Annotated in this window: 21 protein-coding genes and 2 tRNA genes; 12 read left to right on the top strand and 11 right to left on the bottom strand. The window is 60.8% G+C overall.

Features of this window, described 5'->3' with window-relative positions:
- Nucleotides 1-8 precede the first annotated feature (8 nt).
- A complete protein-coding gene (locus PY793_RS03475; RefSeq protein ID WP_275176735.1) occupies nucleotides 9-821 on the top strand; it encodes an NAD kinase in 813 nt (270 codons plus the stop codon).
- An 85-nt stretch (nucleotides 822-906) separates the two neighbouring features.
- On the top strand, nucleotides 907-1,821 hold the full coding sequence (locus tag PY793_RS03470; protein WP_275176734.1) for an OmpA family protein: 915 nt from the start codon (nucleotides 907-909) through the stop codon (nucleotides 1,819-1,821).
- A 7-nt stretch (nucleotides 1,822-1,828) separates the two neighbouring features.
- Here the strand turns inward: PY793_RS03470 and rnhA are convergent, their stop codons facing one another.
- From rnhA to ispH, 3 genes are read right to left on the bottom strand one after another with little or no spacing between them, the layout of a single operon-like run.
- Nucleotides 1,829-2,278: a ribonuclease HI gene (rnhA, locus tag PY793_RS03465; RefSeq protein ID WP_408744659.1), complete on the bottom strand. Its 450-nt coding sequence runs from the start codon at nucleotides 2,276-2,278 to the stop codon at nucleotides 1,829-1,831.
- A gap of 28 nt (nucleotides 2,279-2,306) precedes the next feature.
- Complete coding sequence (locus PY793_RS03460; protein WP_275176732.1) at nucleotides 2,307-3,281, bottom strand: homoserine kinase; 975 nt, start codon at nucleotides 3,279-3,281, stop codon at nucleotides 2,307-2,309.
- Nucleotides 3,282-3,290: 9 nt separating this feature from the next.
- Nucleotides 3,291-4,292: a 4-hydroxy-3-methylbut-2-enyl diphosphate reductase gene (ispH, locus tag PY793_RS03455; protein ID WP_086645653.1), complete on the bottom strand. Its 1,002-nt coding sequence runs from the start codon at nucleotides 4,290-4,292 to the stop codon at nucleotides 3,291-3,293.
- A gap of 242 nt (nucleotides 4,293-4,534) precedes the next feature.
- Between ispH and PY793_RS03450 the strand changes: the two genes are divergently transcribed.
- Nucleotides 4,535-5,125: a hypothetical protein gene (locus tag PY793_RS03450; RefSeq protein WP_275176731.1), complete on the top strand. Its 591-nt coding sequence runs from the start codon at nucleotides 4,535-4,537 to the stop codon at nucleotides 5,123-5,125.
- Nucleotides 5,126-5,206: 81 nt separating this feature from the next.
- On the opposite strand, the gene PY793_RS03445 is transcribed toward PY793_RS03450, so the two are convergent.
- From PY793_RS03445 to PY793_RS03425, 5 genes are all read right to left on the bottom strand, one after another.
- Entirely contained in the window at nucleotides 5,207-6,571 is a 1,365-nt protein-coding gene (locus tag PY793_RS03445) for an ABC1 kinase family protein (RefSeq protein WP_275176730.1), read from the bottom strand.
- The gene (locus tag PY793_RS03440) at nucleotides 6,561-8,417 is read right to left on the bottom strand and encodes a M3 family oligoendopeptidase (protein ID WP_408744658.1); all 1,857 of its coding nucleotides are present in this window, start codon (nucleotides 8,415-8,417) and stop codon (nucleotides 6,561-6,563) included. Before PY793_RS03440 ends, PY793_RS03445 begins: the two co-directional genes overlap by 11 nt.
- A 133-nt stretch (nucleotides 8,418-8,550) precedes the next feature.
- Entirely contained in the window at nucleotides 8,551-13,107 is a 4,557-nt protein-coding gene (gene gltB / locus PY793_RS03435) for a glutamate synthase large subunit (protein ID WP_275176729.1), read from the bottom strand.
- Nucleotides 13,107-14,552, bottom strand: a complete 1,446-nt coding sequence (locus PY793_RS03430; protein ID WP_275176728.1) for an NAD(P)-dependent oxidoreductase — start codon at nucleotides 14,550-14,552, stop codon at nucleotides 13,107-13,109. The genes gltB and PY793_RS03430 overlap by 1 nt, the downstream gene beginning before the upstream one ends.
- Nucleotides 14,553-14,749: 197 nt before the next feature.
- On the bottom strand, nucleotides 14,750-15,706 hold the full coding sequence (locus PY793_RS03425; protein WP_275176727.1) for a complex I NDUFA9 subunit family protein: 957 nt from the start codon (nucleotides 15,704-15,706) through the stop codon (nucleotides 14,750-14,752).
- A gap of 188 nt (nucleotides 15,707-15,894) precedes the next feature.
- Between PY793_RS03425 and PY793_RS03420 the strand changes: the two genes are divergently transcribed.
- A tRNA-Leu gene (locus tag PY793_RS03420) sits at nucleotides 15,895-15,981 on the top strand.
- A gap of 170 nt (nucleotides 15,982-16,151) precedes the next feature.
- On the opposite strand, the gene PY793_RS03415 is transcribed toward PY793_RS03420, so the two are convergent.
- Complete coding sequence (locus tag PY793_RS03415; protein WP_408744657.1) at nucleotides 16,152-16,994, bottom strand: N-acetylmuramoyl-L-alanine amidase family protein; 843 nt, start codon at nucleotides 16,992-16,994, stop codon at nucleotides 16,152-16,154.
- 562 nt (nucleotides 16,995-17,556) lie between these two features.
- Between PY793_RS03415 and PY793_RS03410 the strand changes: the two genes are divergently transcribed.
- The 8 genes from PY793_RS03410 to PY793_RS03375 all read left to right on the top strand — a co-directional run bounded on the left by PY793_RS03410 (nucleotide 17,557) and on the right by PY793_RS03375 (nucleotide 24,831).
- Nucleotides 17,557-20,325 (top strand): Rne/Rng family ribonuclease, encoded by a 2,769-nt coding sequence (locus tag PY793_RS03410; protein ID WP_275176726.1) that lies wholly within the window; start codon nucleotides 17,557-17,559, stop codon nucleotides 20,323-20,325.
- Nucleotides 20,326-20,450: 125 nt separating this feature from the next.
- Nucleotides 20,451-21,176 carry an ATP phosphoribosyltransferase gene (hisG, locus tag PY793_RS03405; RefSeq protein WP_086645659.1) on the top strand — a complete coding sequence of 242 codons (726 nt, stop codon included), beginning with the start codon at nucleotides 20,451-20,453 and terminating at the stop codon, nucleotides 21,174-21,176.
- Between the two features lie 22 nt (nucleotides 21,177-21,198).
- Nucleotides 21,199-22,512, top strand: a complete 1,314-nt coding sequence (gene hisD, locus PY793_RS03400; protein ID WP_275176725.1) for a histidinol dehydrogenase — start codon at nucleotides 21,199-21,201, stop codon at nucleotides 22,510-22,512.
- 69 nt (nucleotides 22,513-22,581) lie between these two features.
- Entirely contained in the window at nucleotides 22,582-22,800 is a 219-nt protein-coding gene (infA, locus tag PY793_RS03395; protein WP_003623225.1) for a translation initiation factor IF-1, read from the top strand.
- A 2-nt stretch (nucleotides 22,801-22,802) separates the two neighbouring features.
- Nucleotides 22,803-23,435: a Maf family protein gene (locus PY793_RS03390; RefSeq protein WP_275176724.1), complete on the top strand. Its 633-nt coding sequence runs from the start codon at nucleotides 22,803-22,805 to the stop codon at nucleotides 23,433-23,435.
- Nucleotides 23,432-24,517: a ribonuclease E/G gene (locus PY793_RS03385; protein ID WP_275176723.1), complete on the top strand. Its 1,086-nt coding sequence runs from the start codon at nucleotides 23,432-23,434 to the stop codon at nucleotides 24,515-24,517. The genes PY793_RS03390 and PY793_RS03385 overlap by 4 nt, the downstream gene beginning before the upstream one ends.
- Nucleotides 24,517-24,726: a DNA gyrase inhibitor YacG gene (locus tag PY793_RS03380; RefSeq protein WP_475638940.1), complete on the top strand. Its 210-nt coding sequence runs from the start codon at nucleotides 24,517-24,519 to the stop codon at nucleotides 24,724-24,726. Before PY793_RS03385 ends, PY793_RS03380 begins: the two co-directional genes overlap by 1 nt.
- A gap of 29 nt (nucleotides 24,727-24,755) precedes the next feature.
- A tRNA-Phe gene (locus PY793_RS03375) sits at nucleotides 24,756-24,831 on the top strand.
- 199 nt (nucleotides 24,832-25,030) lie between these two features.
- Here PY793_RS03375 and PY793_RS03370 read toward each other — a convergent pair.
- On the bottom strand, nucleotides 25,031-25,756 hold the full coding sequence (locus PY793_RS03370) for a Crp/Fnr family transcriptional regulator (RefSeq protein ID WP_275176722.1): 726 nt from the start codon (nucleotides 25,754-25,756) through the stop codon (nucleotides 25,031-25,033).
- 56 nt (nucleotides 25,757-25,812) lie between these two features.
- Nucleotides 25,813-26,289, bottom strand: coding sequence for a hypothetical protein (locus tag PY793_RS03365; RefSeq protein WP_275176721.1), 477 nt, complete (start codon nucleotides 26,287-26,289; stop codon nucleotides 25,813-25,815).
- Nucleotides 26,290-26,378 lie beyond the last annotated feature (89 nt).

Genomic DNA, 26,378 nt, shown 5'->3' with positions numbered 1-26,378 from the left:
GGCAGAGCATGAGTGCCGCATCCTCCTCCACGCAGCCCCTTTTTGCCCAGACGCCGCGCAGGCTGGCCTTCATGGCTGCCCCCACGCTTGAGGCGCGGATGGAGTTTGACCGGCTGGTAGCCCATTACGGCAACTGCCACCCCGGAGATGCGGAAGTCATTGTCTGTCTGGGTGGGGACGGCTTTATGCTTGAGACCCTGCGCGTGGTGCTGGAAACGCAGCTTACCGCCCCGGTTTACGGCATGAATTGCGGCTCCGTTGGTTTTCTGATGAACCCGATGGACGAGGAAGACCTGCCTCACCGCCTTTTCCACGCACAGGCCGCCACCTTGCACCCACTGCGCATGACGGCCACCACCAGCAGCAATGAGACATACGAAGCGCTGGCACTCAACGATGTGTATCTGTTCCGCCAGACCCGTCAGGCCGCCAAGCTCCGGATAGATGTAGACGGGCTGGTCCGGGTGCCCGAACTGATCTGTGATGGCGCATTGCTGGCAACCCCTGCGGGCTCCACCGCCTACAACCTGTCCGCCCATGGGCCGATTGTTCCCCTTTCGGGCAATCTGCTGCCGCTAACCCCCATATGCGCCTTTAGGCCCCGCCGCTGGCGTGGTGCGCTGCTGCCCTCCACCGCCCATGTGGGTTTTACGGTCATGGAAGCTGAAAAACGGCCCGTTGCCGCCGTGGCCGATTCGGTAGAAGTGCGCGACATAACCTCGGTTCAGGTGCGCGAAGACCGCAACCTGACCGTAACCTTGCTGTTTGATCCGGGGCAGACACTCTCCGAACGTATTGCAGAAGAGCAGTTTTCCGCATGACTGCGCGCCTTTTTGCACCCTCTTGCCAGAATACCCCGTTTTATCCCTCCCACCTTCTGGGCTAGTCTGCACTGCAATGAAAAAAATGTTCTCTCTTTCGTGCCGTCTTTCCCTGCTCTGCGCCGCAGGGCTGGTCGGGACGGGCACGGCCCATGCCCAGGTCACGACAAACGCGCAGGCGCTTGACAGTCTGGCAGGTACACAGCCCCCCCCGGCGGTCTCCGGAACCGCCGCCTCGCAGGCAAGGCAGAACACACCACAACACCCGCGCGCCCAGCACCACGCAGCCTCCGGGCCCACACAACGGCCACGGCCACAGACACAAACCGCCACACCCGGAACCAACCAGCCAGCCGCCACGGCCAATGCCGCTGTCACTCCGCGCACCTCCTCCGCAACACCAGCAGGTCAGAACACGCAGCCATTGCCAGCACCGGCAGCCACACCCGGCATGGCCCAGCCTGTTCCTGCGGGTAAGGCCCGCGCCACGCAGGCACAAGTGCCGGTTGCGGCCCCTGCTCCGGTACGCCCCCCGCCGGAAGCCACCATTCCCAATGCGCCACCGGCAACACCGCAGCTCACTGCGCCTCCGTCCGATGTGGAGGTGCACCCCTTCCCCATTCCTCCGCAGCCTACCGTGCAGCTTCAGGCTACAGGCGTTCTTACCCCCATTCCCGGTGGTGTACGTCTGACATTTGCCCCCGGCTCAGCCGATCTTAACCCCGAAACGCATCAGGCCATTCTGGCATTTGGCCAGAACCTTGCGTACAAACCGCATGTGCGCGCCCTTGTTGATGCCTATAGCTCAGGTTCGGCGGACGATCCCTCACTCCCACGGCGCATGGCTCTTGCCCGTGGTCTGGCCGCGCGGAGCGTGCTGATGAACGGCGGAACGCCTTCGACCAGAATTTATGTACGGGTCATTGGCCAGCCCCAGAACGCCAAGCCGGGTGCACCTCAGGACTATATTGATATTTATCAGTCTGACATGGAGCCATAAGGCGGGGTTACGCGCCTGCTTTCTGCTCTTCCATGCAGATACGGGCCTGTGTGGCCAACTGGTCCACCCGTTCGTTCTCCGGCACGCCAGAATGGCCCTTGACCCAGTACCATGACACATCATGCGGTTTGGCGGCATCCAGCAGGCGCCGCCATAAATCCATGTTGGCGACCGGGTCTCCCGCCGCGTTGCGCCAGTTACGGCGGACCCAGCCCGTATGCCAGCGCGTAATGCCATTCCGCACATATTCACTATCGGTATGCAGGCTGACTACGCAGGGCCTGGTCAGCGCTTCCAATGCCTCGGCGGCGGCTGTCAGTTCCATACGGTTGTTGGTAGTCGCCAGTTCCCCGCCCGAGAGTTCACGCTCCACTCCCCTGCAGCGCAGCAATACCCCCCAGCCGCCGGGGCCAGGATTAGGCTTGCACCCACCATCGGTCCAGATTTCAACCTGCATCCGGTTTTCCGGGGTTGGGGAAGAAGGTTCAGAGTCCATAACCACCCACAGTCTGCGTCGCCAGATGGAACCTGAGCCGTTTGAGGTAATCCAGCGGGTTTTTGGGCGTAACCAGCGCATCGGCCGGGGTGTTGATCCAGTCATACAACCGGGTCAGCAAAAAGCGCATGGCCGCGCCCTGAGCCAGAACAGGCATGGCCCGGCGCTCGGCACGATCGAGCATCCGCACTTCCTCATAACCCAGTAGCATCTGACGCGCGAAGGTCACGTTAAACGCGCCATCGGGCTGGAAGCACCACGCATTCAGGCAGATGGCCACATCGTATGCCAGATAGTCCGTGCAGGCAAAATAGAAGTCAATCAGCCCCGACACGCCATGATTGAGAAAAAACACGTTATCGGGGAACAGGTCAGCATGAATTTGTCCGCGCGGCAGGGTGGGGTTGCCACCATGGCCCGGCCATGCGGGCACAATGCAGGCCAGCGCCTGTTCCAGCTCCGTCTGCAAGCCCGGCTGCACCATATTGGCCCCGCCAGCGCAGCTTTGCAGCAGGGGAGCCCATGCGTCTGGCCCCAGCGCATTGGCACGCTCTGGCGCGTAGGAGCGGCCCGCCGCATGGAGTTGCGCCAGCGCACGGCCAAGGGGGCGGCAATGCTCGCCCCGCACGGTGCGCGGCCAGACACCGGGCAAAAATGTGGTAATGGCCGCAGGACGGCCCGCAAGGGTTTTGAGCGTTTCCCCCCGCCGGTCTGCGACTGGCTGCGGGCAGGTGACTCCCTCCCGCGCAAGATGCTGCATCAGACCCAGAAACCAGGGGAGTTCCCGCGCATTCACCCGCTTTTCGTACAGGGTGAGAATAAAATCCCCCCCGGTTGTACGAAGCTGGAAGTTGGTGTTTTCCACCCCCTCGGCAATGCCACGGAACGATACCAGATCCCCAATGGCAAATTCTGCCAGAAAGTCCTGTAGCGCCTCGTCGCTAACGTCCGTGTAAACGGCCATGAACCACCTTTAGCCCAGAGGTGCTGGAAGACGGAACGTTACGTTTTCTTCCTTCACAATCCGTTCTTCAATGCACAGGGTATAACGCTTGGCCATTTCTGCCAGCATTTCCTGCACCAGCGCTTCCGGCGCGGAGGCACCCGCCGTAATGCCCAGCGTACCCACGCCATCAAGCACGGACCAGTCCAGCGCATCCAGGCGGGGCACCAGCAGGGCGCGCGCTGCACCGGAGCGTTCAGCCACTTCCCGCAGACGCTGGGAGTTGGAGGAATTGGGCGAGCCGATCACAATAACCAGATCGCACTCGGGAGCTATGGTCTTGACTGCTTCCTGCCGGTTGGTGGTGGCGTAGCAGATATCCTCCCGCTTTGGTCCTTCGATCAGGGGGAACCGCTCGCGCAGGATGTCCACGATTTCTGCCGTATCATCGACCGAAAGGGTGGTCTGGGTAATAAAGGCCAGCATGCTCGGGTCCGCAGGCTGCACGCTGCGGGCTTCGTCCGCATCGTTGATCAGGGTTACGGCCCCGGCGGGGAGCTGGCCCATGGTGCCTACAACCTCGGGGTGACCGGCATGGCCGATCATAAGGATATGGCGGCTTTCGGGGCCACCTGCGGCATAATGGCGCTCGGCCTCGCGGTGGACCTTGGACACCAGCGGGCATGTGGCATCCAGATACAGCAGGTTGCGGCGTTCAGCCTCGGCCGGTACGGTCTTGGGTACGCCATGGGCTGAAAAAACAACGTGACCATCTGCGGGAACTTCATCCAGTTCCTCCACAAAAATGGCACCCTGTGCCTCCAGTTCCTCTACGACGGTGCGGTTATGAACGATCTCGTGCCGGACATAGACCGGCGCGCCGTAACGGCGAATGGCTTCCTCCACCACACGGATGGCGCGGTCGACCCCGGCACAAAAACCGCGCGGACCAGCCAGAAGGACCTTGAGTGAGCGGCCATGCTGCGTATCCGCGGTCTGGGTGGTGGTCAGGGTGTCAGTTTGATCGGGCATGGTGTTCCCCAAAGTTGCAGCGGACTGTATAGAGAAGATAACTGGCTATGAAGACGCATACTGAAAACAGGCTACGCCCGAAACCCGGTAAAGGCCGTGGCAGTTGTGGCCTACGCAAAGGACGCATGTGATGCAACCCGTTTTGCAGCATTCAAGACGTGAAACACGCGCGCTGCGGAGCGTGGCGGGTTGGTGCGTCACTTATTTCTGTTCCTCCACCCCTTATAATGCCGGATCACTCCATGCCTTATGATCATACCCGCCTGCGCCGCCTGCTCCCCCGCATAACCGCTTCAGGCGCACTGGCCATGGGCCTGCTGACGAGCCTGACGGCCTGCAATGCTGGGGAAAGCGCCTCCATGGAGTTTGCGCCTGCCTGCCCCATTACACATATCCCCTCCGAGGCTGCGGACTATTACCTGTATAACGGGAAAGGCACCGGTTTTGGTGATCTGGTGGCGCGGGCCAGCATTGTCAAGCTGGAGGGCGAATGCTCTGCCGGTGGCCCCAAGGACCTCAAAACCCGAGTCGCACTGCACATTACCATTGAACGTGGCCCTGCCTCCTCTACCGAGACACTGAACATACCGTGGTTTATTGCCGTGCTGCACGGGGACCGGATTGTGAACAAGCACATCTTCCGTCACACCGTTACATTCCCCGCCAACCTTGCAACGTTTGACACTACCAGCAAGGTGGTCACGATTGACCTGCCAATCCCCCCGCGCAATGTCGATTCCGACTACCGGTTCGAGGTGGGGTTCCAGTTAAGCCCCCGCCAGCTTGAATATAACCAGACGCATCTCAAACGCGCGACCTATCAGGCTTACTAGGCTGGCTGGGGCGCGCAAGAGAGCATCCGCCCCTCTCCGCCCCCTGCCCCGATGCCGGGCCTGTAACGCCCTGCCAGCCCTTCAGGTAGCTGGCGGCGCGTCAGGGGGGAAGCGAGCCTCTTTTATGGCCACATCCTGCCGCTGCGTCAGAGCCTGCTCATCAAACCCGTCTACAATGTCGTGGAACAGTTCGCTCCAGTTCATTTTAACCTTGAGCCGCATAAACACCGACCCAAGCCCAATGGCCGAACGGTCCACCAGCACAAATTCACGCGGCAGACGCACACCTCCCGCTTTTTGCAGGCCTTCATGCACGCGGCTCAGTACCGCGCGCCCATGCTCGGGGGTGTTCTCTTCCTGAATATAACGCTCGCGGTCATCCATAAGCGGGGCGTAGAGCAGGCTGGCCCATTCATTGAGCACACGCACCTTCTCGCGCGAGAGGTCTTTGAAGCCCCATGCCTCGTACGCATGGGCGGCCAGGTCCTCGTCCTTTGTACGCAGGGCGTTATACAGGTCGATATTACCCTTGATGAACGAGGGCCGGAAAATACGGATTGCCCCAAAATCCAGCAGGTTCAGCCCGCCATCCTCGCGCACGGTAAAATTGCCCATATGCGGGTCACCATGCACTACGCCATACTGGTAAAGTGGCACGTACCAGCCCCGGAACAGGGCTCGGGCGATTGTTTTTTTCTGCTCATCTGAAAGCCCGGCCTTGATGGCGGCGTTCAGGTTCTGGCCTGCCACCCATTCCATGGTCAGCAGGCGGCGGGTACTCAGCGCATCCACCGGCAAGGGCACGGTTACATCCGGGCAGTCACGCAAAATGGCGTGGTAGAGGCGCATATTGGCGGCTTCGCGCCGGTAATCCAGTTCTTCGCGCAGGCGTTCGGCCAGTTCCTCCACCACATCGTCCTGGCGGATGGCATTGTCGAGCTTGTGGTAAACACCAATGGCCATGCGGAGTTGCTTGAGGTCTGCCTCCACCGCCGAGTTCATATCCGGGTACTGGAGCTTGCAGGCCACGCGGCGACCATCGACCAGAATGGCCTGATGCACCTGCCCAAGACTGGCGGCGGCGGCAGCCTCCTTGCCAAAGGCACGGAAGTTCTTCTCCCACCCGGTTCCAAGCTCGGCCGTCATGCGGCGGCGCACAAAGTTCCAGCCCATGGGCGGGGCATTGGACTGGAGCTGGGCCAGTTCCTCCGCATATTCTTCGGGCAACGCACCGGGTATGGTGGCCAGAAGCTGCGCCGCCTTCATGAGCGGGCCTTTAAGCCCACCCAGCACGGATTTAAGGTCTTCCGCGTGGCTCAGACCCGTGGTGCGGATCCCCATTCTGTGCCCGGCCATGCGTGCGGCAATACCCCCCACCGTGCCGGTGGTCTGCGCCATACGCCGCAATTCCCCGAACATGCCGGAGTTATCAAGATCACGCGCCATGCTCTGCCTGCTCCAACTGGTCAATAAAGCCGGAAATCACATCCAGCCCCTTGCGCCAGAAACCGGGGTCAGAGGCATCCAGCCCGAAGGGGGCCAGCAGTTCCCTGTGCCGCAACGTGCCCCCGGCTTCCAGCATGGCGATGTATTTATCCTGAAAACCCGGAGCCCCTTCACTGAACACCCTGTACAGCGCGTTCACCAGACAATCCCCGAACGCATAGGCATACACATAGAAGGGGGAATGGATAAAGTGCGGGATATACGCCCAGAACACATCGTAATCAGGTGTAAAGTCAAAGGCCGGACCAAGGCTTTCGGTCTGGACAGCACGCCAGATTTCACCAATCCGTTCGGGCAGAAGCTCGCCTTTTTTCCGCTCGTCATGCACGCGGGTTTCAAACTCGTAGAACGCAATCTGGCGCACCACGGTGTTAAGCATATCCTCCACCTTGCCAGCCAGCAGCAGGCGGCGGCGGGCAGGGTCCTGTTCCGCATCCAGCAGGGACTGGAAGGTTAGCATCTCACCAAACACACTGGCGGTTTCAGCCAGCGTGAGCGGGGTATCGGACATCAGATAGCCCTGCTTTGCCGCCAGAACCTGATGCACGCCATGCCCCAGTTCGTGCGCCAGCGTCATCACATCCCGAATGCGGCCGTGGTAGTTGAGCAGGATATACGGGTGGGCCGAAGGTACGGTGGGGTGGGCAAACGCGCCGGGGGACTTGCCGGGAGCGGGGGGCACATCAATCCACGGGCTGGTCAGAAAAGTGCTGATCACCTTGCCCATGCGCGGGTCAAACCCGTCATAGGCCTTCTGCACAATGGATTTGGCCTCGGTCCACGGAATCTGGCGGTCTTCGCAACCGGGCAGAGGGGCGTTGCGGTCCCAGTGCTCCAGCCTGTCCAGACCCATCCATTTGGCCTTGAGCGCATAATAACGGTGGGACAGACGCGGATAATCCGTGCGCACGGCGGAGACCAGCGCATCCACCACACCATCTTCCACCATATTGGACAGATTGCGCGAGGATGTGGGGCGGGCAAAATGCCGCAGCCCGTCGGATATGGATTTGTCCTTGGCCAGCGTGTTGGTAATGAGCGCAAACAGGCGGACATTCCCCTCAAACACGGCCCCCACAGCCTTACCGGCACGCTCGCGCACCCCGCGGTCTGTATCAGACAGGCGGTTGAGCGCATCGCCCACCGGCATGGTCTGCCCGTCCACCGTGACCCGCAGGGCGGCTATGGTCTCATCAAACAGGCGGCACCATGCCTGTGCGCCGGTTACGGATTTTTCCAGCAGCACTTTTTCCACGTCATCACCAAGCTGGTGGGGGCGGTACATACGCACATCACGCAGGTAAGGCTGCCAGCGGGCCAGAGCGGGGTCTGCCATTCTGGCCTGAAGGTCGGCCTCTTCCAGCCGGTTCAGTTCCAGCCCGAAGAACAGCAGATCGGTGGAAATATCGGTCAGGCGCTCGTTGATGGACTGGCTGAAGCGGCTGATGGAGGGGCTGGACGAATCCGCGGCAAACAGCAAAGAGGCATAGGAGCCAGCCCGGCCCAGTTTTTCCTCTATATCTTCAAACTCGCTCATGGCCTGAGCCATCTGCGCGCCATTCAGGCTGCCCAGACGCCCCTGATACAGCCTGGCAAAGCTTCTGGCGGCTGCGGCAGCTCCAGCAAGATCGGCTTCCAGTTGCGGGTCGTCCATGCCTGCGTACAGGGCCGACAGATCCCAGCGCGGCAGGGAAGCAGCACTCTGGTCGGAGGAAGGGGCAGGTCCGGCTTCCGCCGCCATGAGCGGAAGTGACAGCGAACGGGAAAAATGCGCAGTATGTTCCATGCCCCCACTCTACCGTGCAAATCCACCAGAGGCGAGAGCCCTTGCATGCAAAGACAAAGCACCAGAACGGCAAAACGGGCGAGAGCCATAAGCCCCCGCCCGTTTTGCACACGCACGCCCTGTAAAGGCTGGTTCAGGCCGACTTGGCCTGCTCTGCGCTTTCAACATCAAAGCCGATGATTTTGGCGTAGTCTCTGGGCACGATCTGCCAGAACTGGGGCAGAACCTCATCCCATTTGTGCAGCAGCATGGAGGCGTAGGCCGAGCCGGTTTCCTCCACATGACGTTCCACCAGAGCGCGCAGGCTTTCGGCCCATTTGGGGTCGGTTACACGCGACCACAGCAGGGATTCGGGGTTGATGCGCCGGGTAAAGCCACCACTGCTGTCCAGCACAAAGGCCACACCACCAGTAAAGCCCGCGCCAAAGTTGTCGCCCACCTCACCCAGCACCACAACGGTACCGCCGGTCATATATTCGCAGCAGTTGGAACCGCAGCCTTCAATAACCGCCGTAGCCCCGGAGTTACGTACGGCAAAACGTTCACCCGCCTGCCCTGCCGCATACAGCTCGCCCGCCGTAGCCCCATACAGCACCGTGTTGCCGATAATGGCGTTCTGGTTGGACACGAGCGTGGAGGACGAAGACGGACGGACCGTAATGGTCGCGCCTGAGAGGCCTTTGCCCACATAATCGTTCGCATCACCCAGCACTTCCAGCTTGAGCCCCTGCACCGCAAACGCCCCGAGGGATTGCCCGGCCGAACCACGCAGGCGCACGGTCAGGTGGCCCGGAGCCAGCGTTTTCATGCCGAACTGGCGCACGATAAGGGAGGAAATGCGCGTGCCAATGGCGCGCTGTGTGTTCTGCACATTGTAGTGCAGCTGCATTTTCTCACCGTGGTCAAACAGTGGACGGGCGTCATTGATCATCTGCGCGTCCAGCGTATCGGGCACCTCGTTACGGCCTTCCAGCGTGCAGTAACGGGCAAACGGTCCGGGGTCCGCCTGCGAAAGCAGGGAGTTCAGGTCCAGATCGTCCAGATAATCCGCTCCGCGGGAGACCTGACGCAGCAGATCCGTGCGGCCGATAATCTCGTTGAGCGTGCGGAAGCCAAGAGAGGCCAGAATATTGCGCACATCCTCCGCAATGAACGAGAACAGGTTGATCACCTTCTCGGGAGTGCCTTCAAACTTGGCGCGCATGGCCGGGTCCTGCGAGCACACACCAACCGGGCAGGTATTGGAGTGGCACTGCCGCACCATAATGCAGCCCATGGCCACAAGGCTGGCCGTGCCAATACCAAACTCTTCCGCACCCAGCATGGCCGCGATCACCACATCACGCCCGGTCTTGATGCCACCATCGGCACGCAGACGCACGCGGTGGCGCAGACGGTTGAGCATGAGAACCTGATGCGTTTCCGCCAGCCCCAGCTCCCACGGCAGACCGGCATATTTGATGGAGCTGACCGGGCTTGCCCCCGTGCCACCGGAATGGCCGGAAATAAGAATGGCATCAGCCTTGGCCTTGGCCACACCCGCGGCAATGGTGCCAATGCCCGAGCGGGCTACCAGTTTAACGGTTACGCTGGCATCAGGGTTGATCTGCTTGAGGTCATAAATAAGCTGGGCCAGATCCTCGATGGAATAAATATCATGGTGCGGCGGCGGGGAAATCAACGTAACCCCCGGCGTTGCATGGCGCAGTCTGGCAATAAGCTCGGTCACCTTGAAGCCAGGCAACTGCCCGCCCTCACCCGGCTTCGCACCCTGGGCTACCTTGATTTCCAACTCGCGGCAGTCGTTCAGATATTGCGCGGTCACCCCGAAACGGCCTGACGCCACCTGCTTGATGGCGGAGGATGCGTTATCCCCGTTCGGGCGGGGCTTGGCGCGTGCCGGGTCTTCCCCGCCCTCACCGGAATCGGATTTTGCGCCAATCCGGTTCATGGCGATGGAGAGGGTCTCATGCGCTTCGGGGCTGAGTGCGCCAAGAGAAATAGCGGGCGAGATCAGGCGTTTACGCAGTTGTGTAATGCTTTCCACCTCTTCCACCGGAATGGGCGTACGCCCGTCACGGAAGTCGAGCAGGTCTCGCAGGGCCACAGGCGGCTGGGCGCGCACGGCATCCGCGTAACGCTGGTAGATGGTAAAGCTGTCTGTTGCCACGGCGGTCTGGAGCATATGGATCAGCCCGCCATCAAATGCGTGCTGCTCACCACTGCGGCGCAGTTTGTACAGCCCGCCTACCGGCAGGGTCAGCGCGGAAGCGGAGCCCCATGCCTGCTCGTGGAAGCTGAGCACATTACGGGCAATACCCGACAGACCAATACCGGAAATGCGCGAGGGCATACCGGGGAAGAACTCCGCCGTAAGCGCGCGGGACAGGCCCACGGCTTCAAAATTGCAGCCACCACGGTAGGACGCCACAATGGAGATACCCATTTTGGACATGATCTTGAGCAGACCCTTGTCCACCGCCTTGCGGTAACGCTCCATGCACTCACGCAGGCTACGGCTGCCAAACAGGCCACGGCGGTGGCGGTCGGCAATGCTTTCCTGCGCCAGATACGGGTTAACCGTTGTGGCACCCACACCAATGGTCACGGCAATGGCATGCACATCCAGCGCCGTGGAGGTGCGCACGTTGAGCGACGTGAACGTACGCAGGGACGTACGGACAAGATGCGTATGAACGGCCCCTGTGGCCAGAATCATGGGAATGGAGGCCCGGTCGGGGGACTGGCCTTCATCCGTCAGGAAGACATGGGTGCAGCCACCCCGCACGCTTTCCTCCGCCTCCCGGCGGATGCGGGCAATGGCTTCACGCAGACCGGCCTCACCATCACGCGCGGGAAAGGTGCAGTCGATCACGCTGGCGGACGTACCGCAAAAGCCACGCAGGGCTTCGTACTCGCCCGAGGTCAGGACCGGGCTGGGCAGTTGCAGCATGTCACACTGCTCGGCCGACTGGTCCAGAATGTTGCCAAGGTTACCCAGACGCGTGGCAAGGCTCATCACCCCGGATTCACGCAGGCTGTCAATCGGCGGGTTGGTCACCTGGCTGAACATCTGGCGGAAATAGTGTGACAGGCCACGGTAACGGGGCGAAAGCACGGCCAGAGGTGTATCATCCCCCATGGAGCCAATGGCTTCGCTCGCATCTTCCACCATCGGGTGGAGCAGGGTTTCCAGCTCCTCCAGCGTGGTGCCTACGGCCAGCTCGCGGCGGCGCAGCTCATCCCCCGTGTAGTAAACCGGCTCGGTCACTTCGGAGCGGACAAGGTGGCCGATCTTCTGGGTGCGCTTGATCCAGTCAGAAAAATCCTGCCGCGAGGACAGCACATCCAGCAGCGCGCTGTTGCCGTAAAGTCTGGCTTCGTCCAGGTCCACACCAATCATCTCGCCCGGGCCAAGGCGGCCACGGCTGACAATGGCGTTTTCGGGCACGCGCACCATACCGGTTTCGGAACCGACAATAAGCAGGTTATCCGTTGTCACCGTATAACGCAGCGGACGCAGGCCGGAGCGGTCCAGCCCGGCCACAACCCAGCGGCCATCGGTCGCACACAGGGCGGCGGGGCCGTCCCACGGTTCCATAACCGCGTTGCAGTAGGTGAACATATCCCGGTGTTCGGGCTTCATGGCCGCATTGCCGCCCACGCTGGCAGGGATCATCAGCGCCTTGGCAGCGGGCGCATCCCGCCCGGCAAAGGTCAGGAGTTCAAACACGTTATCCAGCGTTGCCGTATCCGACCCGCCAGCCTGCACCAGCGGTTTGATGTCCGCCATCCACGGGTCCAGGTCCGGATGGGACAGCCGTGTTTCGTGGCTTTTCATCCAGTTGATATTGCCCGAAATGGTGTTGATTTCACCATTATGGGCAAGGCGGCGGAACGGCTGAGCCAGCTTCCATGTGGGGAAGGTGTTGGTGGAATACCGCTGGTGGTAGATGGCAAAGCGGCTGACAAAGCGCGCGTCCAGCAGGTCGGGGTAAAACTCGGTCAGATGTTCGGCAAGGAACATGCCCTTATAAATAAGGGACCGGCAGGAGAGCGAGCAGATATACAGGTCGACCTGCGCTGCAATAGCGGCTTTTTCTATCCGGCGGCGAATAACGTAGAGGTCGCGCTCAAACGCTTCTTCCGTTCTGCCGGGCAGGTTGCGGATAAGGATCTGCTCGATTTCGGGCCGGGTTGTATTGGCTTTTTCACCAATGCAGGAGGTGTCGATCGGCACCTGACGCCAGCCGTAAATACCGTAGCCAAACGCCAGAATCTGGGTTTCGATAATCTGGCGGCACTGTTCCTGTGCCACAAAATCGGTCTTGGGCAGAAACACCTGACCCACGGCAATGGGGCCATCGCTCGGGCGGTCACCCGTGCTGGTAATGGCGTCGGCAAAAAACTCCTGCGGGATTTCTACATGAATCCCAGCGCCGTCACCCGTTTTACCATCGGCATCAACCGCGCCACGGTGCCAGATGGCTTTAAGCGCGGCAATACCGGCCTCCACCACTTCGCGCCGGCGCTTGCCATCCAGCGCCGCCACAAGGCCCACCCCGCAGGAATCGCGCTCGTCCGCCGGGTCATACAGCCCTTCCAGCGCCTGTACGTTGGCGTCCCATGCCTTGAGAAACTCTTCACCGCTTTCAGCGGAAACAGTGTGCGAAAACTGTTCCATATCCATTATCCCTGCTCCGCTGTACGGGCCATTGCATCGGCCCTGATCCACTCATGGATACTCTGGGCGGCTTCCCGCCCGTCCTTGATCGCCCACACGACCAGACTCGCCCCACGCACAATATCCCCTGCCGCAAACACACCGGGCAACGAGGTCATGAAGCTTTTCTGGTCCACCTTGAGCGTACCCCAGCGCGAGGCCGCCAGAGCGGGTTCGTCCCACAGTTGCGGCAGGGGTTCGGGGTCAAAGCCGAGTGCTGCAATCACCATATCCGCGTCCAGCGTAAAGGAAGACCCTTCCAGCGGTTCCACCGACTGGCGGCCCGAGGCATCGGGCAGACCCAGCTTCATACGCGATGCGCGCACACCTGTTACGTGGGTATCGCCCAGAAAAGCCTCGGGGGCGGCCAGCCATTCAAACTGCACACCTTCCTCTTCCGCGTTCTTCACCTCACGCGTGGAGCCGGGCATGTTCGCGCGGTCGCGGCGGTAGAGGCAGCGCACCGATCTGGCACCCTGACGGATCGCTGTGCGCACGCAGTCCATGGCCGTATCGCCACCACCCAGCACCACCACGTTTTTACCCGCGGCATCCAGCGCCTGCGCCTCATCGGGCAGCACGTCCCCCAGAGAACGACGGTTGGAGGCTGTCAGGTAATCCAGCGCCTTTTCAATCCCGGCAAGACCCGCACCGGGGCCGCCAATTGCGCGGGACTTGTACACACCTGTTGCGATCAGCAGCGCATTATGCCGCCCACGCAGTTCGGCAAAGGACAACTCACCAGAACCGCTGCCAATACCCTGCCCCAGATGGAAGACAACGCCGCCCTCCACCAGCAGTTCATGCCTGCGGGCCACAATATGCTTTTCAAGCTTGAAACCGGGAATACCATACACCAGCAACCCGCCCACACGGTCATACCGGTCATATACATGGACCTGATAACCCTGCGCACGCAATTGGTCCGCCGCAGCCAGCCCGGCAGGGCCAGCCCCCACGATACCCACGGATTCAGTACGCTCGCACCGGGGGCTGACCGGCTTGACCCAGCCATTTTCAAACGCCGTATCCGTTACAAACCGCTCAACCGCACCAATGGTCACGCTCTCGAACCCCGGTTCGATCACGCAGCTTCCTTCGCACAGGCGATCCTGCGGGCAGATACGGCCACAGATTTCAGGGAAGGTGTTGGTCGCGGAGGACACGCCATAAGCTTCCTCAAGCCGACCCTGAGCCGTCAGCATCAGCCAGTCGGGAATATTGTTCCCCAGCGGACAATGAACAGAGCAGAACGGAACCCCGCACTGCGAGCAGCGGCCCGCCTGTTCGGTGGCCTGTTCTGGTTTAAAGTCATTGTAAATTTCGTCAAAATCCGTCCGCCGTTCAGCCGCCGTGCGTTTTTGTGGCTGCTTTTGCGGAACGGAGACAAATTTCAGCATTTTGGTTGTCATACGCCATCCCCGGCTAACAAGGGCGCGGCAGATAGCCCTCGCCCCCCCTAAAATCAAGCAGGAGGAAAGGTGCCTGTTATCCTTCCAGATAAAAAGACAGCATTGCTTACCTATTTTAATTTTAGGTCCGAAATGGCGTTAAATGGCGTATTTTTTATAGAATAAATGGTTCCATTCCGGACCTTTATGACCACAACCTACCGCTGCGGAACAAAAACTCCGGATCGCCCGCCACCAGCCCTGTACCGCTCCAGATAAAACGGCACACAGGCCGCCACGCTGCGCGGCACAATACCCAGTACCTCGAACCCCGATTCCGTCAGCGGCACGACATTATCTTCAGAGAGCATGAGCAACTGGTCACGCGTAAGCAGCTTGCCGGGCAGGCGCTCCAGCACCGCAGCTTGCAACCGCGCCAGCGCCAGAGGCACACGCATAACGGGTTTGTCACGCTGCGTCTGCCGCAATGCGAACTCGGCAATATCCTGCATGGTCATGACATCCGGCCCACCAAGCAGCCACTCCCGCCCCGCCAGTTCCGGTGTGGTGGCCAACTGCGCCACGGCCTGCGCCACATCCCCCACATAAACAGGCTGCACACGGGTGGTAGCTCCATAGACCGGCATAAATGGCAGGTAGCGCGCCAGCGTGCCGAACAGATTGAAAAACCTGTCTTCCGGCCCAAAAATAACCGATGGCCGGACAATGGAGGCATCGGGCCGGAACCGCCTGACCAGCGCCTCCCCCGCAGCACGGCTCCGCCCATAGGCGGAAAGCGCATCGGCCGAAGCACCAAGGGCGGACATATGCACGTAGCGCGCAACCCCGGCTTCCGCCGCAAGGCGGGCTACACGCCCAGCCCCCTCCACGTTGACCGCCTGCAGGCTCTGCGCGGAAGAAGAAGACAGAACCGCTGCAAGATTGACCACCACATCGGCCCCACGCACAACACAGGCTACCGTGCCCTCATCCAGCACAGAGACATAAAAGGGCGCGACCTGCCCCACCCGCCCCATGGGCCGCAGCAGGGCGCTCTGGTCCGGCCTCCGGCTGGCGACGCGCACCGTGTACCCGGCCTGCGCCAGACACTGCACAACATACTGGCCAACAAAGCCATTCCCGCCCAGCACTGCCGCAGTCTTGTTCCCACTCATGCCCGCATTCCCTTGCTTCAGTCTCTTGCGCTTCACGCAACAGGTGCAGTGTGTTGCATTCGCACCCAACAGGCCAGAGGAGAGGCTGACACAAATTCGTCAAAAAAATCATTTTACCTGTTGACGGTAGCATATGTGCAGAGTAAATGCCTCTTCACCAGCCCGGAACACTCCGGGTTGCCATTTGAGCCCAGATGGCGGAATTGGTAGACGCGCAGGTTTCAGGTACCTGTGACCGAAAGGTTGTGGAAGTTCGAGTCTTCTTCTGGGCACCAAATTCTCCCCCGGGAATTTGTCAAGCTAAGCAGCCCCCGCAAGGGGGCTTCTGCTTTTCTGGCCTCCGGCTCTACCTCCCTCTCCAAAAAAACATGATATTTCTGCCACGGGCAACACCGGTCTGGCCACAGGCATGCCGCTGCATGCCTGGCATACGCCAGAAATTATCCTACCCTGCCAGCCCCGCACCAGCAGAAGCAAAATATAGATTAACGGCCCTGCACATGGCCCCCGCCACCATGGCCCTGTGCCCCGCCTGCCGTAGTGCTGCCTCATCCAGCCGGTTGGACATGAAGCCCATTTCCACCAGAACAGAGGGAATCTGCGCAGATTTGAGCACCGCAAACGCGGCATGGCGGTGCGGATGCGTTAAAAGCTGCACACGGGACTGAAAAGCGGACACAACAGCCTGCGCCATATGGGAGGACCCCTTACGGGTTTCCTCCGTCACCAGACTGGCCAGAATACGCTGCACCTCGGGCGAGGCCCCATGCACCATGGGCCCACCAAACCGGTCCGCACTGTTTTCCGTACGGGCCAGATCGGCCGTCTGGCTGTCCGATGCCCCGTGGGCGTGGGTGTACACACTCGCCCCACGCACGCTGGCATCGTGCAGGGCATCGGCGTGCATGGACACAAAAAGCGACGCCCCATGCTGCTGGGCCATGTCCACCCGCCCATCCAGCGGAATAAAATGGTCACTTGATCGCGTCAGGGCCACACGGTAGCGCCCCGTTGCCAGCAACTGGCGCGCCAGCTCCTGCGCTGCGGCCTCTGCCACGTGCTTTTCATAGGTACCGGAAAAACCAATGGCGCCGGGGTCTTTACCCCCATGCCCGGGGTCCAGCATGACCAACGGTCTGGGCGGCTGGGCGCGCCCGATCACGGCAGGCGCATGCACCGCTGCCGTGTGGTGCGTCGCACGCGCACTGGCCCGGACCAGAGAACCAGCCAGAACACCAGCCCCCACCACCCCGCCAGCCACATTGGACAGAAAGGTTCTGCGCGGCACGGACAGGCTCCGCGAAGCAGGGAGCAGCAGGTGCGTATCCGACCAAACATGCTCCGGCCTGTGCGGTGCCATCATGCGCGCCTTATATCGTTGGGTTGTTTGCCTCATACTGTGCCCTAAAAACGGCAAAAAAATAACCACTCATTTGCACCCCAAAGCCTTTATTACGAATAGCTTGCAGTCTTGCTGTATTTGAGTCATGCTTAATGTGCATGGCATCTGGGCATTCGTGTACCCGCCGTGCACCCTGCCTGTAGCCTTTGGGGCGTTGTGTTCGCGCGGCATGCTCCGCCACCACCCAACACCCGAAAGCCGGGCAAAGTGATGATTGAAGGATAAACGACCATAGCTCGCCCCATTACCCTGAGTATCTCGGCCAGACCACAGGCACCAGCATGCCTGCAGGGCACTGGTGCGTGGCTGTCAGCGGACGTTGGGGGCACCTTCGGTTTTCCATTTCACGCCTGTTTATACCCGCTGGAAGCGCCCCTGCTCCGTGCTGCGCCATGTTGGCAAAAGCACTGCTCAGGCTGGCCACCAGCGCACCGGAGTTTTTCTTTTTATGTCAAAGCGGATGCTGATCGACGCAACACACGCAGAAGAAACGCGTGTTGTTGTGATGGACGGAAATAGACTTGAAGATTACGATGTTGAATCTGCTTCAAAAAAGCAGCTTAAAGGCAATATCTACCTCGCACGCGTTATCCGCGTAGAACCCAGCCTGCAAGCTGCCTTTGTGGAATATGGCGGCAACCGGCACGGCTTTCTCGCCTTTAGCGAAATCCACCCGGATTACTACCAGATTCCGGTTGCCGACCGTGAGAAACTTCTGGCCCTTCAGGCGGAAGAAGAAACGCTGATCGACGACTCCGACTCTGATGAAGACGAAGCCACCGCTCACAGCGCGGACGCCGAAGCGGATGAAACCTCCGGCACGGCCGATCATGATGGCGCTGAAGAAGGCGAAGACCGGCAGGAAGCACCCGAATACGTAAGTGGTGAAACCGATACGGGTGAGGAAGCGCTTATCCAGAAGCGGATCGCCCGCTTCCTGCGCAACTACCGCATTCAGGAAGTCATTCGCCGCCGTCAGGTTCTTCTGGTGCAGGTCGTCAAGGAAGAGCGTGGCAACAAAGGTGCGGCGCTGACCACCTATGTCTCGCTTGCTGGCCGCTACTGTGTGCTCATGCCCAACGCGCTGCGTGGGGGCGGTGTTTCCCGCAAGATTACATCCGTGGCCGACCGCCGCCGCTTGCGCGATATTATAAGCAGCCTGAACCTGCCGCGCGGCATGGCCATGATCGTCCGCACCGCCGGTGCCCAGCGCCCCGGCCCCGAAATTACGCGTGACTGCGAATACCTGCTCCATCTGTGGGATGACATTCGCGAACATACGCTCCAGTCCATGGCCCCTGCCCTGATTTATGAGGAAGCCAGTCTGGTCAAACGCGCCATCCGCGATGTGTACACGCGCGATGTTAGCGAGATCGTGGTGGACGGCGAAAGCGGGTGGAAAGCCGCGCGCGACTTCATGCGCATGCTCATGCCCCAGCACGCTGAAAAAGTGCGCCTGTGGAGCAAGGAACACCAGCCGCTCTTTACCCACTACAATGTGGAGGGGCATCTGGACGCCATGTTCTCCCCCGTGGTGGCGCTGCGGTCGGGTGGGTATCTGGTCATCAACCAGACCGAAGCGCTGGTCGCCATTGACGTGAACTCCGGCAAGGCCACGAGCCAGCGGAACATTGAAGAAACCGCCTTCCGCACCAATCAGGAAGCTGCGGACGAAGTGGCCCGCCAGCTCCGTCTGCGCGACCTGGCCGGGCTGATTGTCATTGACTTTATTGACATGGAATCCCGCCGCCATAACGCCACCATCGAACGCCGCCTGAAGGACGCCCTGCGCCACGACCGCGCCCGTATCCAGATCGGCTCCATATCGCATTTCGGCCTGCTGGAAATGTCCCGCCAGAGGCTACGCCCTTCTGTTGCGGAAGCTGCCTTTACGGTCTGCCCGCACTGCAACGGCACCGGCATGACCCGTAGCGTGGAAAGCTCCGCCCTGCATGTGCTGCGCTCCGTGGAAGAAGAAGGGGCACGCCGCCGCGCTGGCGCCATTACGGTGCATGTGGCGGCCGAAATTGCCTTCTACATCCTCAACAACAAGCGCGACTGGCTGGCCAATATCGAGCAGCGCCACCAGATGGATGTGCTGTTCTCCCCCGACAACACCCTCCCCGCGCCGGAAATCCGCATCGAACGCCGCGCCGCGCCGCGCCCCATGGCGGCTGCACCGCAGCAGGTGCTGCCTCCGGTTGAAAATGTGGATGTGGATGTGGACGTCCCCACACCCTCACCAGCAGCCTCCCCCTCCAGCTCCACCCCCGACACGACAGAAGCCGCCACCGGGGATGAAGAGCCACGCCGCCGCCGCCGCCGCCGCCGCCGCCGTGGAGGGAATGGCAACGCCAATGCACAGGGCCAGAATGGCACCTCCGCTTCCGCCGAAACTGACACCGAAGACACCGACGGGCCAGCGGCTGCATCCCCCGCCCCCGCTCCTGCTCCGCAGCAGGGCACGGATGGGCAGCATCTTGTTCCCGGTCGCCGCCGCACACGCCACTCCCGCGTGCAGCGCCAGACTCCTGAAACGGGGGCAGAACAGCGCGTGACCATAGAGGAAGGCCCCGCTCCCCGCCCGCAACGTGCGGTCTGGACCGGGCCAACCCCTGCCAACCCGTTTGGCGATGGGCCTGATATTTTTGAACTGCTGGAAAACAGTGCGCAGGCCAGACCTGCCCCTGCCCTCGCAGCCAAAGAAGCGGTCCGCAAGGATGTGGTGACCGAAGCCGCACCTGCAGCCCCACAGGCAGATGCACAGGCTGAAGAGCCAGAAGTGCCCAAAAAACCCGGCCGCCGCCGCACCACGCGCAAACCGGCTCTGGCCAGAGCTGATGCGACAGGCGTAGACACGGCAGACGCACCAGCAGAGCCCAAGGCACCAGCCCCGATGGCCGATGCGGGTGAAAACGCTGAAGCCGCGCCCAAAAAGCCGACCCGCCGCCGCGCAACACGCAGCAGCACCGCTGCGGCAAGTAAGGAAGCGGAGACGGCACAGGTGGCCACCGCCACACAGGATGCGGAGCAGGAAGCCCCCAAAAAGCCGACCCGCCGCCGCACCACGCGCAAAACCAGCGCGGAGACCGCACCACAGGCTGAGGTCACGGCCGCCCCTGCACCAGAGGAAAAAGCCGAACCTCTGGTACAGCCGATCGTGATCGAGGACAGCCCACCCGCTACCCGCCGTCGTACCGGGTGGTGGAAGCGCTAAAACCCGCACTGTCTTTCCGGGTGGGGGAGGTCTTCCACCCGGAATACAGGTGCCGGTTTTTCTTCCCGGCGACCTTGTGCTAGGAGAGCAGGCCGCATTTCAATGCCTTGCCTGCCGGAGTTTGCATGAACCAGCCCTTTCCAGACCCCCAGACCGCCAACGCGCTCGGTGCGGGCCATGACGGGCAGATGGTTCTGGCCCTGCCCAAAGGCCGTATTCTCAAGGCCGTAACCCCCCTTATGGCGGGAACTGGCATGGCCCCTTCGGCCGATTGCCTGGGTGATAGTAGCCGTAAGCTGCGTTTTTCCACCGAAGATCCCGGCGTAGACATTGTGCGCGTTCGCTCGTTTGACGTTGCCACTTTTGTGGCCGCAGGCGGCGCGCAGGTTGGCATCTGCGGCTCTGACGTGCTGATGGAATTTGACTACCCCGAAATTTATGCACCGCTGGACCTTGGTATCGGGGCATGCCGTATTGCCGTGGCCCAGCCAGCCCACCTGCCACATGACCCGCAGGAATGGGCACGCTGGTCAGAAGTCCGTGTGGCTACCAAATACCCCGCCATTACCCGCCGCTTTTTTGCCGCGCGCGGTATTAACGCCACCATTGTACATCTGCACGGTGCGATGGAACTGGCTCCCATGCTTGGCCTGTCCCGCCTGATTGTGGACCTGGTGGACACCGGCTCCACGCTGCGCGCCAACGGGTTGAAAGAGGTCGAGACCATAGCGCAGGTTTCCAGCCGCCTGATTATCAACCGCACGGCGCTCAAAACCCGCCCTGACCAGATTGACTGCATTCTCTCCCGCTTCCGCACAGCGCTTGCGGGCACCACAACCGCCGCAAAATAATGTGTAAGGCAGATCGGATTCCATGAAACGGCTTGATACGCGTGATGCCGGTTTTGAGAGCGCCTTCAGCGCGCTGCTGACCAACCGGGAAGAACAGGGGCAGGAAGTTACAACCCCCGTGGCCAATATTCTGGCCTCCGTGCGCAAGGAGGGTGACACCGCCCTGTGCGCCCTGACCGAACGCTTTGACCGCCTGCCCGTAACACCGGCCACACTGGCCTTTACAGCGCAGGAAATTGCCCAAGCCACGGCTCAGGTCAGCCCCGAACTGCTTGAAGCACTCGACGTAGCGGCCCGGCGGATTGAAAGCTTCCACCAGAAGCAGCTTCCGTCCGACATGCGCTACACGGATGCCGAGGGCATGACTCTGGGCATGCGCTGGATCCCGCTGGACGCGGCCGGGCTGTATGTGCCCGGTGGCAAGGCCGCTTACCCCTCCTCCGTGCTGATGAACGCCATCCCTGCCAAGGTGGCTGGGGTCAGCCGACTGGCGATGTGCGTGCCAACGCCCGATGGGGTGATCAACCCGCTGGTGCTCGCCGCAGCCGCACGCGCGGGCGTGACCGAAATCTACCGCGTAGGTGGCGCACAGGCCGTTGGGGCCATGGCTTATGGTACACAGACCATCCGCCCCGTTGACCGCATTGTTGGCCCCGGCAACGCCTATGTGGCTGAAGCCAAGCGGCAGGTCTTTGGCCATGTGGGGATTGATAGCATTGCAGGACCGTCCGATGTGGTGGTCATTGCCGATTCGGGGTCTGACCCGCGTGTGATCGCACTCGACCTGCTGGCGCAGGCCGAGCATGACGAGCTTGCACAGGCCACACTGATTACTCCCGATGCAGCTTTTGCCGACAGGGTGATTGCGGCTGTGGATGCGGAACTTAAAGTTCTCTCCCGCACGGCCATTGCCAGTGCAAGCTGGGCCCGTAATGGCGCTGTGCTGGTCACGCGCGATCTGCTGGAAGCGGTGGAACTGGCTAACCGTCTGGCCCCCGAACATCTGGAACTGATGGTGGATGACCCCGAGGCCCTTTTTGTCCATGTCCGGCATGCGGGAGCCGCATTTCTTGGCCGTTTCTGCCCGGAAGCCGTGGGCGATTACGTGGGGGGGCCAAACCATGTTCTGCCCACCTCACGGACCGCGCGCTTTGCCTCCGGCCTGTCGATCTATGACTTTATGAAGCGCACCACTTTCCTTTCCGGCGGGCCGGATGCCCTGCGCCGGATTGGCCCTTCCGCCGTGGCTCTGGCCCATGCCGAAGGGCTGCAAGCCCACGCCCTTAGCGTTTCTGCCCGGCTGGATGCCCTGGCTGAGCAAACACCTAATGCTTGACCACCAGCCGCCCCTCAACCATATCTGCTGACCGGACTCCCGTCAGTTTCAACATACACGAAGGATGCAATGTCTAAAGAAGACATGATCGAATTTAGCGGCACAGTAACCGAACTGCTGCCTAATGCCATGTTCCGCGTAAAGCTGGACAACGAACACGTTATTCTCGCCCATACCAGCGGCAAGATGCGCAAGAACCGTATTCGCGTTCTGGCGGGTGACCGGGTGAATGTGGAAATGACCCCTTATGACCTGTCCAAAGGTCGTATCACCTTCCGCTTCAAGTAAGCATGACTTCCTCCGGGCAGACACAGGCGGGGCAGGTTACGGCCCCTCTGCTGGTTCTCGCGTCCGCCTCCCCCCGCCGTATTGCGTTACTGGAACAGATCGGGCTTGTGCCCGACCGCGTTCTGCCCGCCAATATTGACGAAACGCCCGCAAAAGGTGAAACGCCAAGGGCTTATGCCCAGCGCGTGGCAACCGAAAAAGCCAGATGCATTACCGTAACGTTGAATGAACCTGCTCTGGTGCTTGCCGCCGATACGGTTGTGGCTCTTGGCCGCCGCATTCTGCCCAAAGCCGAAGACCGGGAGAGTGCGCGCTTTTGTCTGGAGCGTCTCTCCGGCAGGCGGCACACCGTGCTGACCTGCGTTGTGGTGAGCCCCACAACCAGTTGGCCCCACGGGCGGCATGGCACAAGGCTGGTGGAAACCGCTGTAACATTCTCGCGCCTGACACCCTACCAGATTGACGCATTGCTTGATGCGGGAGACTGGTCTGGCAAGGCTGGCGGGTATGCCCTGCAAGGCCATGCGGCTGGTTTTATCCGCGCATTGTCCGGGAGTGCCTCGGGTGTCATTGGCCTCCCTTTGTTTGAAACGGCCCAACTCCTGCGCGGGCAACCCGGTGGCTGGCTAGCGTGAGCCTGTTCCTGCGCGTTGCCACATTCCCCGGCGAAATGCGCATTGCCGTTACCAAAAACGACACGTTACTGGATTTTGCGCTCTGGCGCCCCGCTGCCCCGGATATGGTGGGCAGCATATACCACGCCCGTATAGAAGCCCTGACCCCGGCCATGGGGGGAGCTTTTGTTGCGCTTGGTGGTAACCAGAGCGGTTTTTTACCCTTACAGAACAACGCTCCCAAACTAACGGAGGGGCAGGCCATCACGGTGGAGGTCAGCCGTGCCGCACAAGGCGGCAAGGGCCTGCGCCTGCGCCTGCTGGCGGCTGATGTGGCCTCGGAGCAAAAGGGGCTCGTAACCCCCGGCCCCACACCACTGGCCCGACTGGCAGCCTTGTGGCCTGCGGCGGCTCTGGTGGTGGACAGTCCGGCAGCGGCGGCTCTTATCCCGTCAGCCCTGCGCGACCGGCGTGAACCGGGCTTTGCCCCCTACCCCGACCCCATAGCCACCGCATGTGATGCCTTGGAAGACCCGCTGGTTGCCCTGCCCGGTGGCATGGAAGCCACCATAACCCCCACCCCAGCCCTGATCGCGATTGACATGGACGCGCCCCCCGCACAAACGGGCCGCACCAAACAGACCGCGCAGTTTGCCGCCAACCGCGATGCCCTGCCAGCACTTATGTGCCAGATCAGGCTACGCAACCTGTCTGGTGCCATTCTCATCGACCCGGCAGGCCTTGCCGCCCGCAAACGCCAGGCTCTGCTGGAGCCGGTTAATGCCGCACTCAAGCCAGACCCGCTTAACCCCCGCTGTCTGGGCATTACCGCCCTTGGGTTGATTGAAATTGTGCGCGCCCGTATTTACCCATCCCTGCCCGAACTGCTGCACAGTCCACATGGCCGCGCACTGCGGGTGCTGCGGCATATTCTGGCACATGCACCCCAGACAACACGGATAACAGGTGGAGCAGGAATGATCCGCGCATTGGAGCAGGACCCCGAAGCCGTGGCCGACTGCGCGCGCCAGCTTGGTCACACACTGAGCCTGCACACAAACCACGCCCTGCCCGATTTGACATGGACAGTTCAGGAATCCTGATGAGCAAAGCTGCCAGATGCCCGGTCTGCGGGCAACCCGGTTCCCCTGACTATCGCCCTTTCTGCTCCCGCCGCTGTGCGGATGTGGACCTTGGCCGCTGGTTTGGCGGTAACTACCGCATCTCCGGCGAACCAGTTCAGGAAACGGATGGTGAAAAAGCTGAAATAAATGATGAAACATGGCTTGATCTCAACAGCGAGCTGAGATAAATCCTCTCTCACGCCGCAAGGCTTGCGGTGCCCAAGTAGCTCAGTTGGTAGAGCATGCGACTGAAAATCGCAGTGTCACTGGTTCGATCCCGGTCTTGGGCACCATTTTCTCTAGGTTTTTCAATAACCTGGAGCATTATCTCAAATCCCTGTAAAATAAAAAATTGTAACAAAACTGCTCAAGCGTGCAACAGCCGCGGCCGCCAACACTGGCCTGTTGTTTGTGCTATACAAACAAACACGCAAAAACAAAGCAGCGGTACAATGACTACAAAACACAGCCGGACTTTATGCTGGCTGTGTATTATGTTTTTCTATGAGGCTCGCCCACTGCAATCCTGCGCAGCCTGCTTGCATCACGCACAACCAGCATCGGGCGTGAGCGGGCAAGAAGGCCCGTCTTCTCCCACGCAGCCAGCATGCGGCTGGCGGTATGGAGCGTTGTGCCAGCCAGTTCCGCCACATCCCTGCGGCGCAGAGGCATGCAGATCGCACCAGCCTTACCCTCCACAGCGCCATTCTGTTCGACCAGCATGAGCAACGCATGTGCAATACGCTGCTCTGCGCTCTGGGTAGCCATTTCACGCAAGCGGTTTTGAACATTGGCAAGCCGCTGCCCGACCATGCCAATAATGTTGATCGCAATCTGTGGATGGGCCATGGTCAACGCCAGAAAATCCGCTTTTGACCAGCTTACAACGTGTGAGGGCATCGCTGTTTCAGCATCAGCCGGATAGTCCTCCCCTGTAAACAGCACGATGGTGCCAAACATCTCTCCCGGGGCAATCATGCGCATCAATGCCTGTGCGCCGTCGCTCCCGATCTGGCGAATACGCACAGCCCCCACAAGCACTGCATAAGCGCGCCGCACCTCCGCCCCCTGCGTAAAAACGCGGGCCCCGGCAGGCAAAACATCAACGCGCGCCAAGGACGCAACATGCCCCACAACCTCGGGTGGCAATCCTTTTACCAAACCAAGTACGCAGATAGCCTTGCCCATATCATGGGGAAGCATTTTTTGTTCAGACATACCAAGACCCTTACACCGCTTACGCCGAGCAGGATATTTTTATGCCATGAACACGATCAGAACAGAGACCAGCCATGGCTGCCTGCCACGGCACCAAAAACGGTTACAAGACCCAGCACCAGCAGTACAATATGCCCCCGTTGCAGGGCGGCAAAAGCGGCGTCCGGATCACGTTTTGCCCAGACGCTAAAACGCTGGTGGAGAATAAGAGGCTCCGCAACAAACAGGACAAGAGCAAAAACCAGCCACAGCCCCACCATGGCGTGCATCCACCAGAAACCCGGTTCAGAAAAGCGTGCCCAGAGGTCCATTTTCATGACCATAAAAAGCCCGCTCAGCCCGACAAGCACCACAGCACTGCGCGCCTGCCACACAAAACGGCGTTCAAAAGCCTGAAAAGCCGCAAGTCTGTCAGGCCCGAACGCACCGTGGCGGAGCGCGGGCAAAGCCGCCGTCGTGGCCATTGAGACACCACCAATCCAGACCACGACACCGATCACGTGCAACGCGCGGGCAATTGCCAGTTCTTCCATTGTTTCCTCCTCGGAAAAATTGCCATTTTTCTCTGCAAAGCTGCATTTCTAATGCGTTTTGGCCACACCGGGTTTGCGCTGGCGCAACC

The sequence above is a fragment of the Acetobacter fabarum genome, assembly GCF_029069195.1.
Classification (GTDB): Bacteria; Pseudomonadota; Alphaproteobacteria; order Acetobacterales; family Acetobacteraceae; genus Acetobacter; species Acetobacter fabarum_A.
This window is presented reverse-complemented; position numbering and strand designations above follow the sequence as displayed.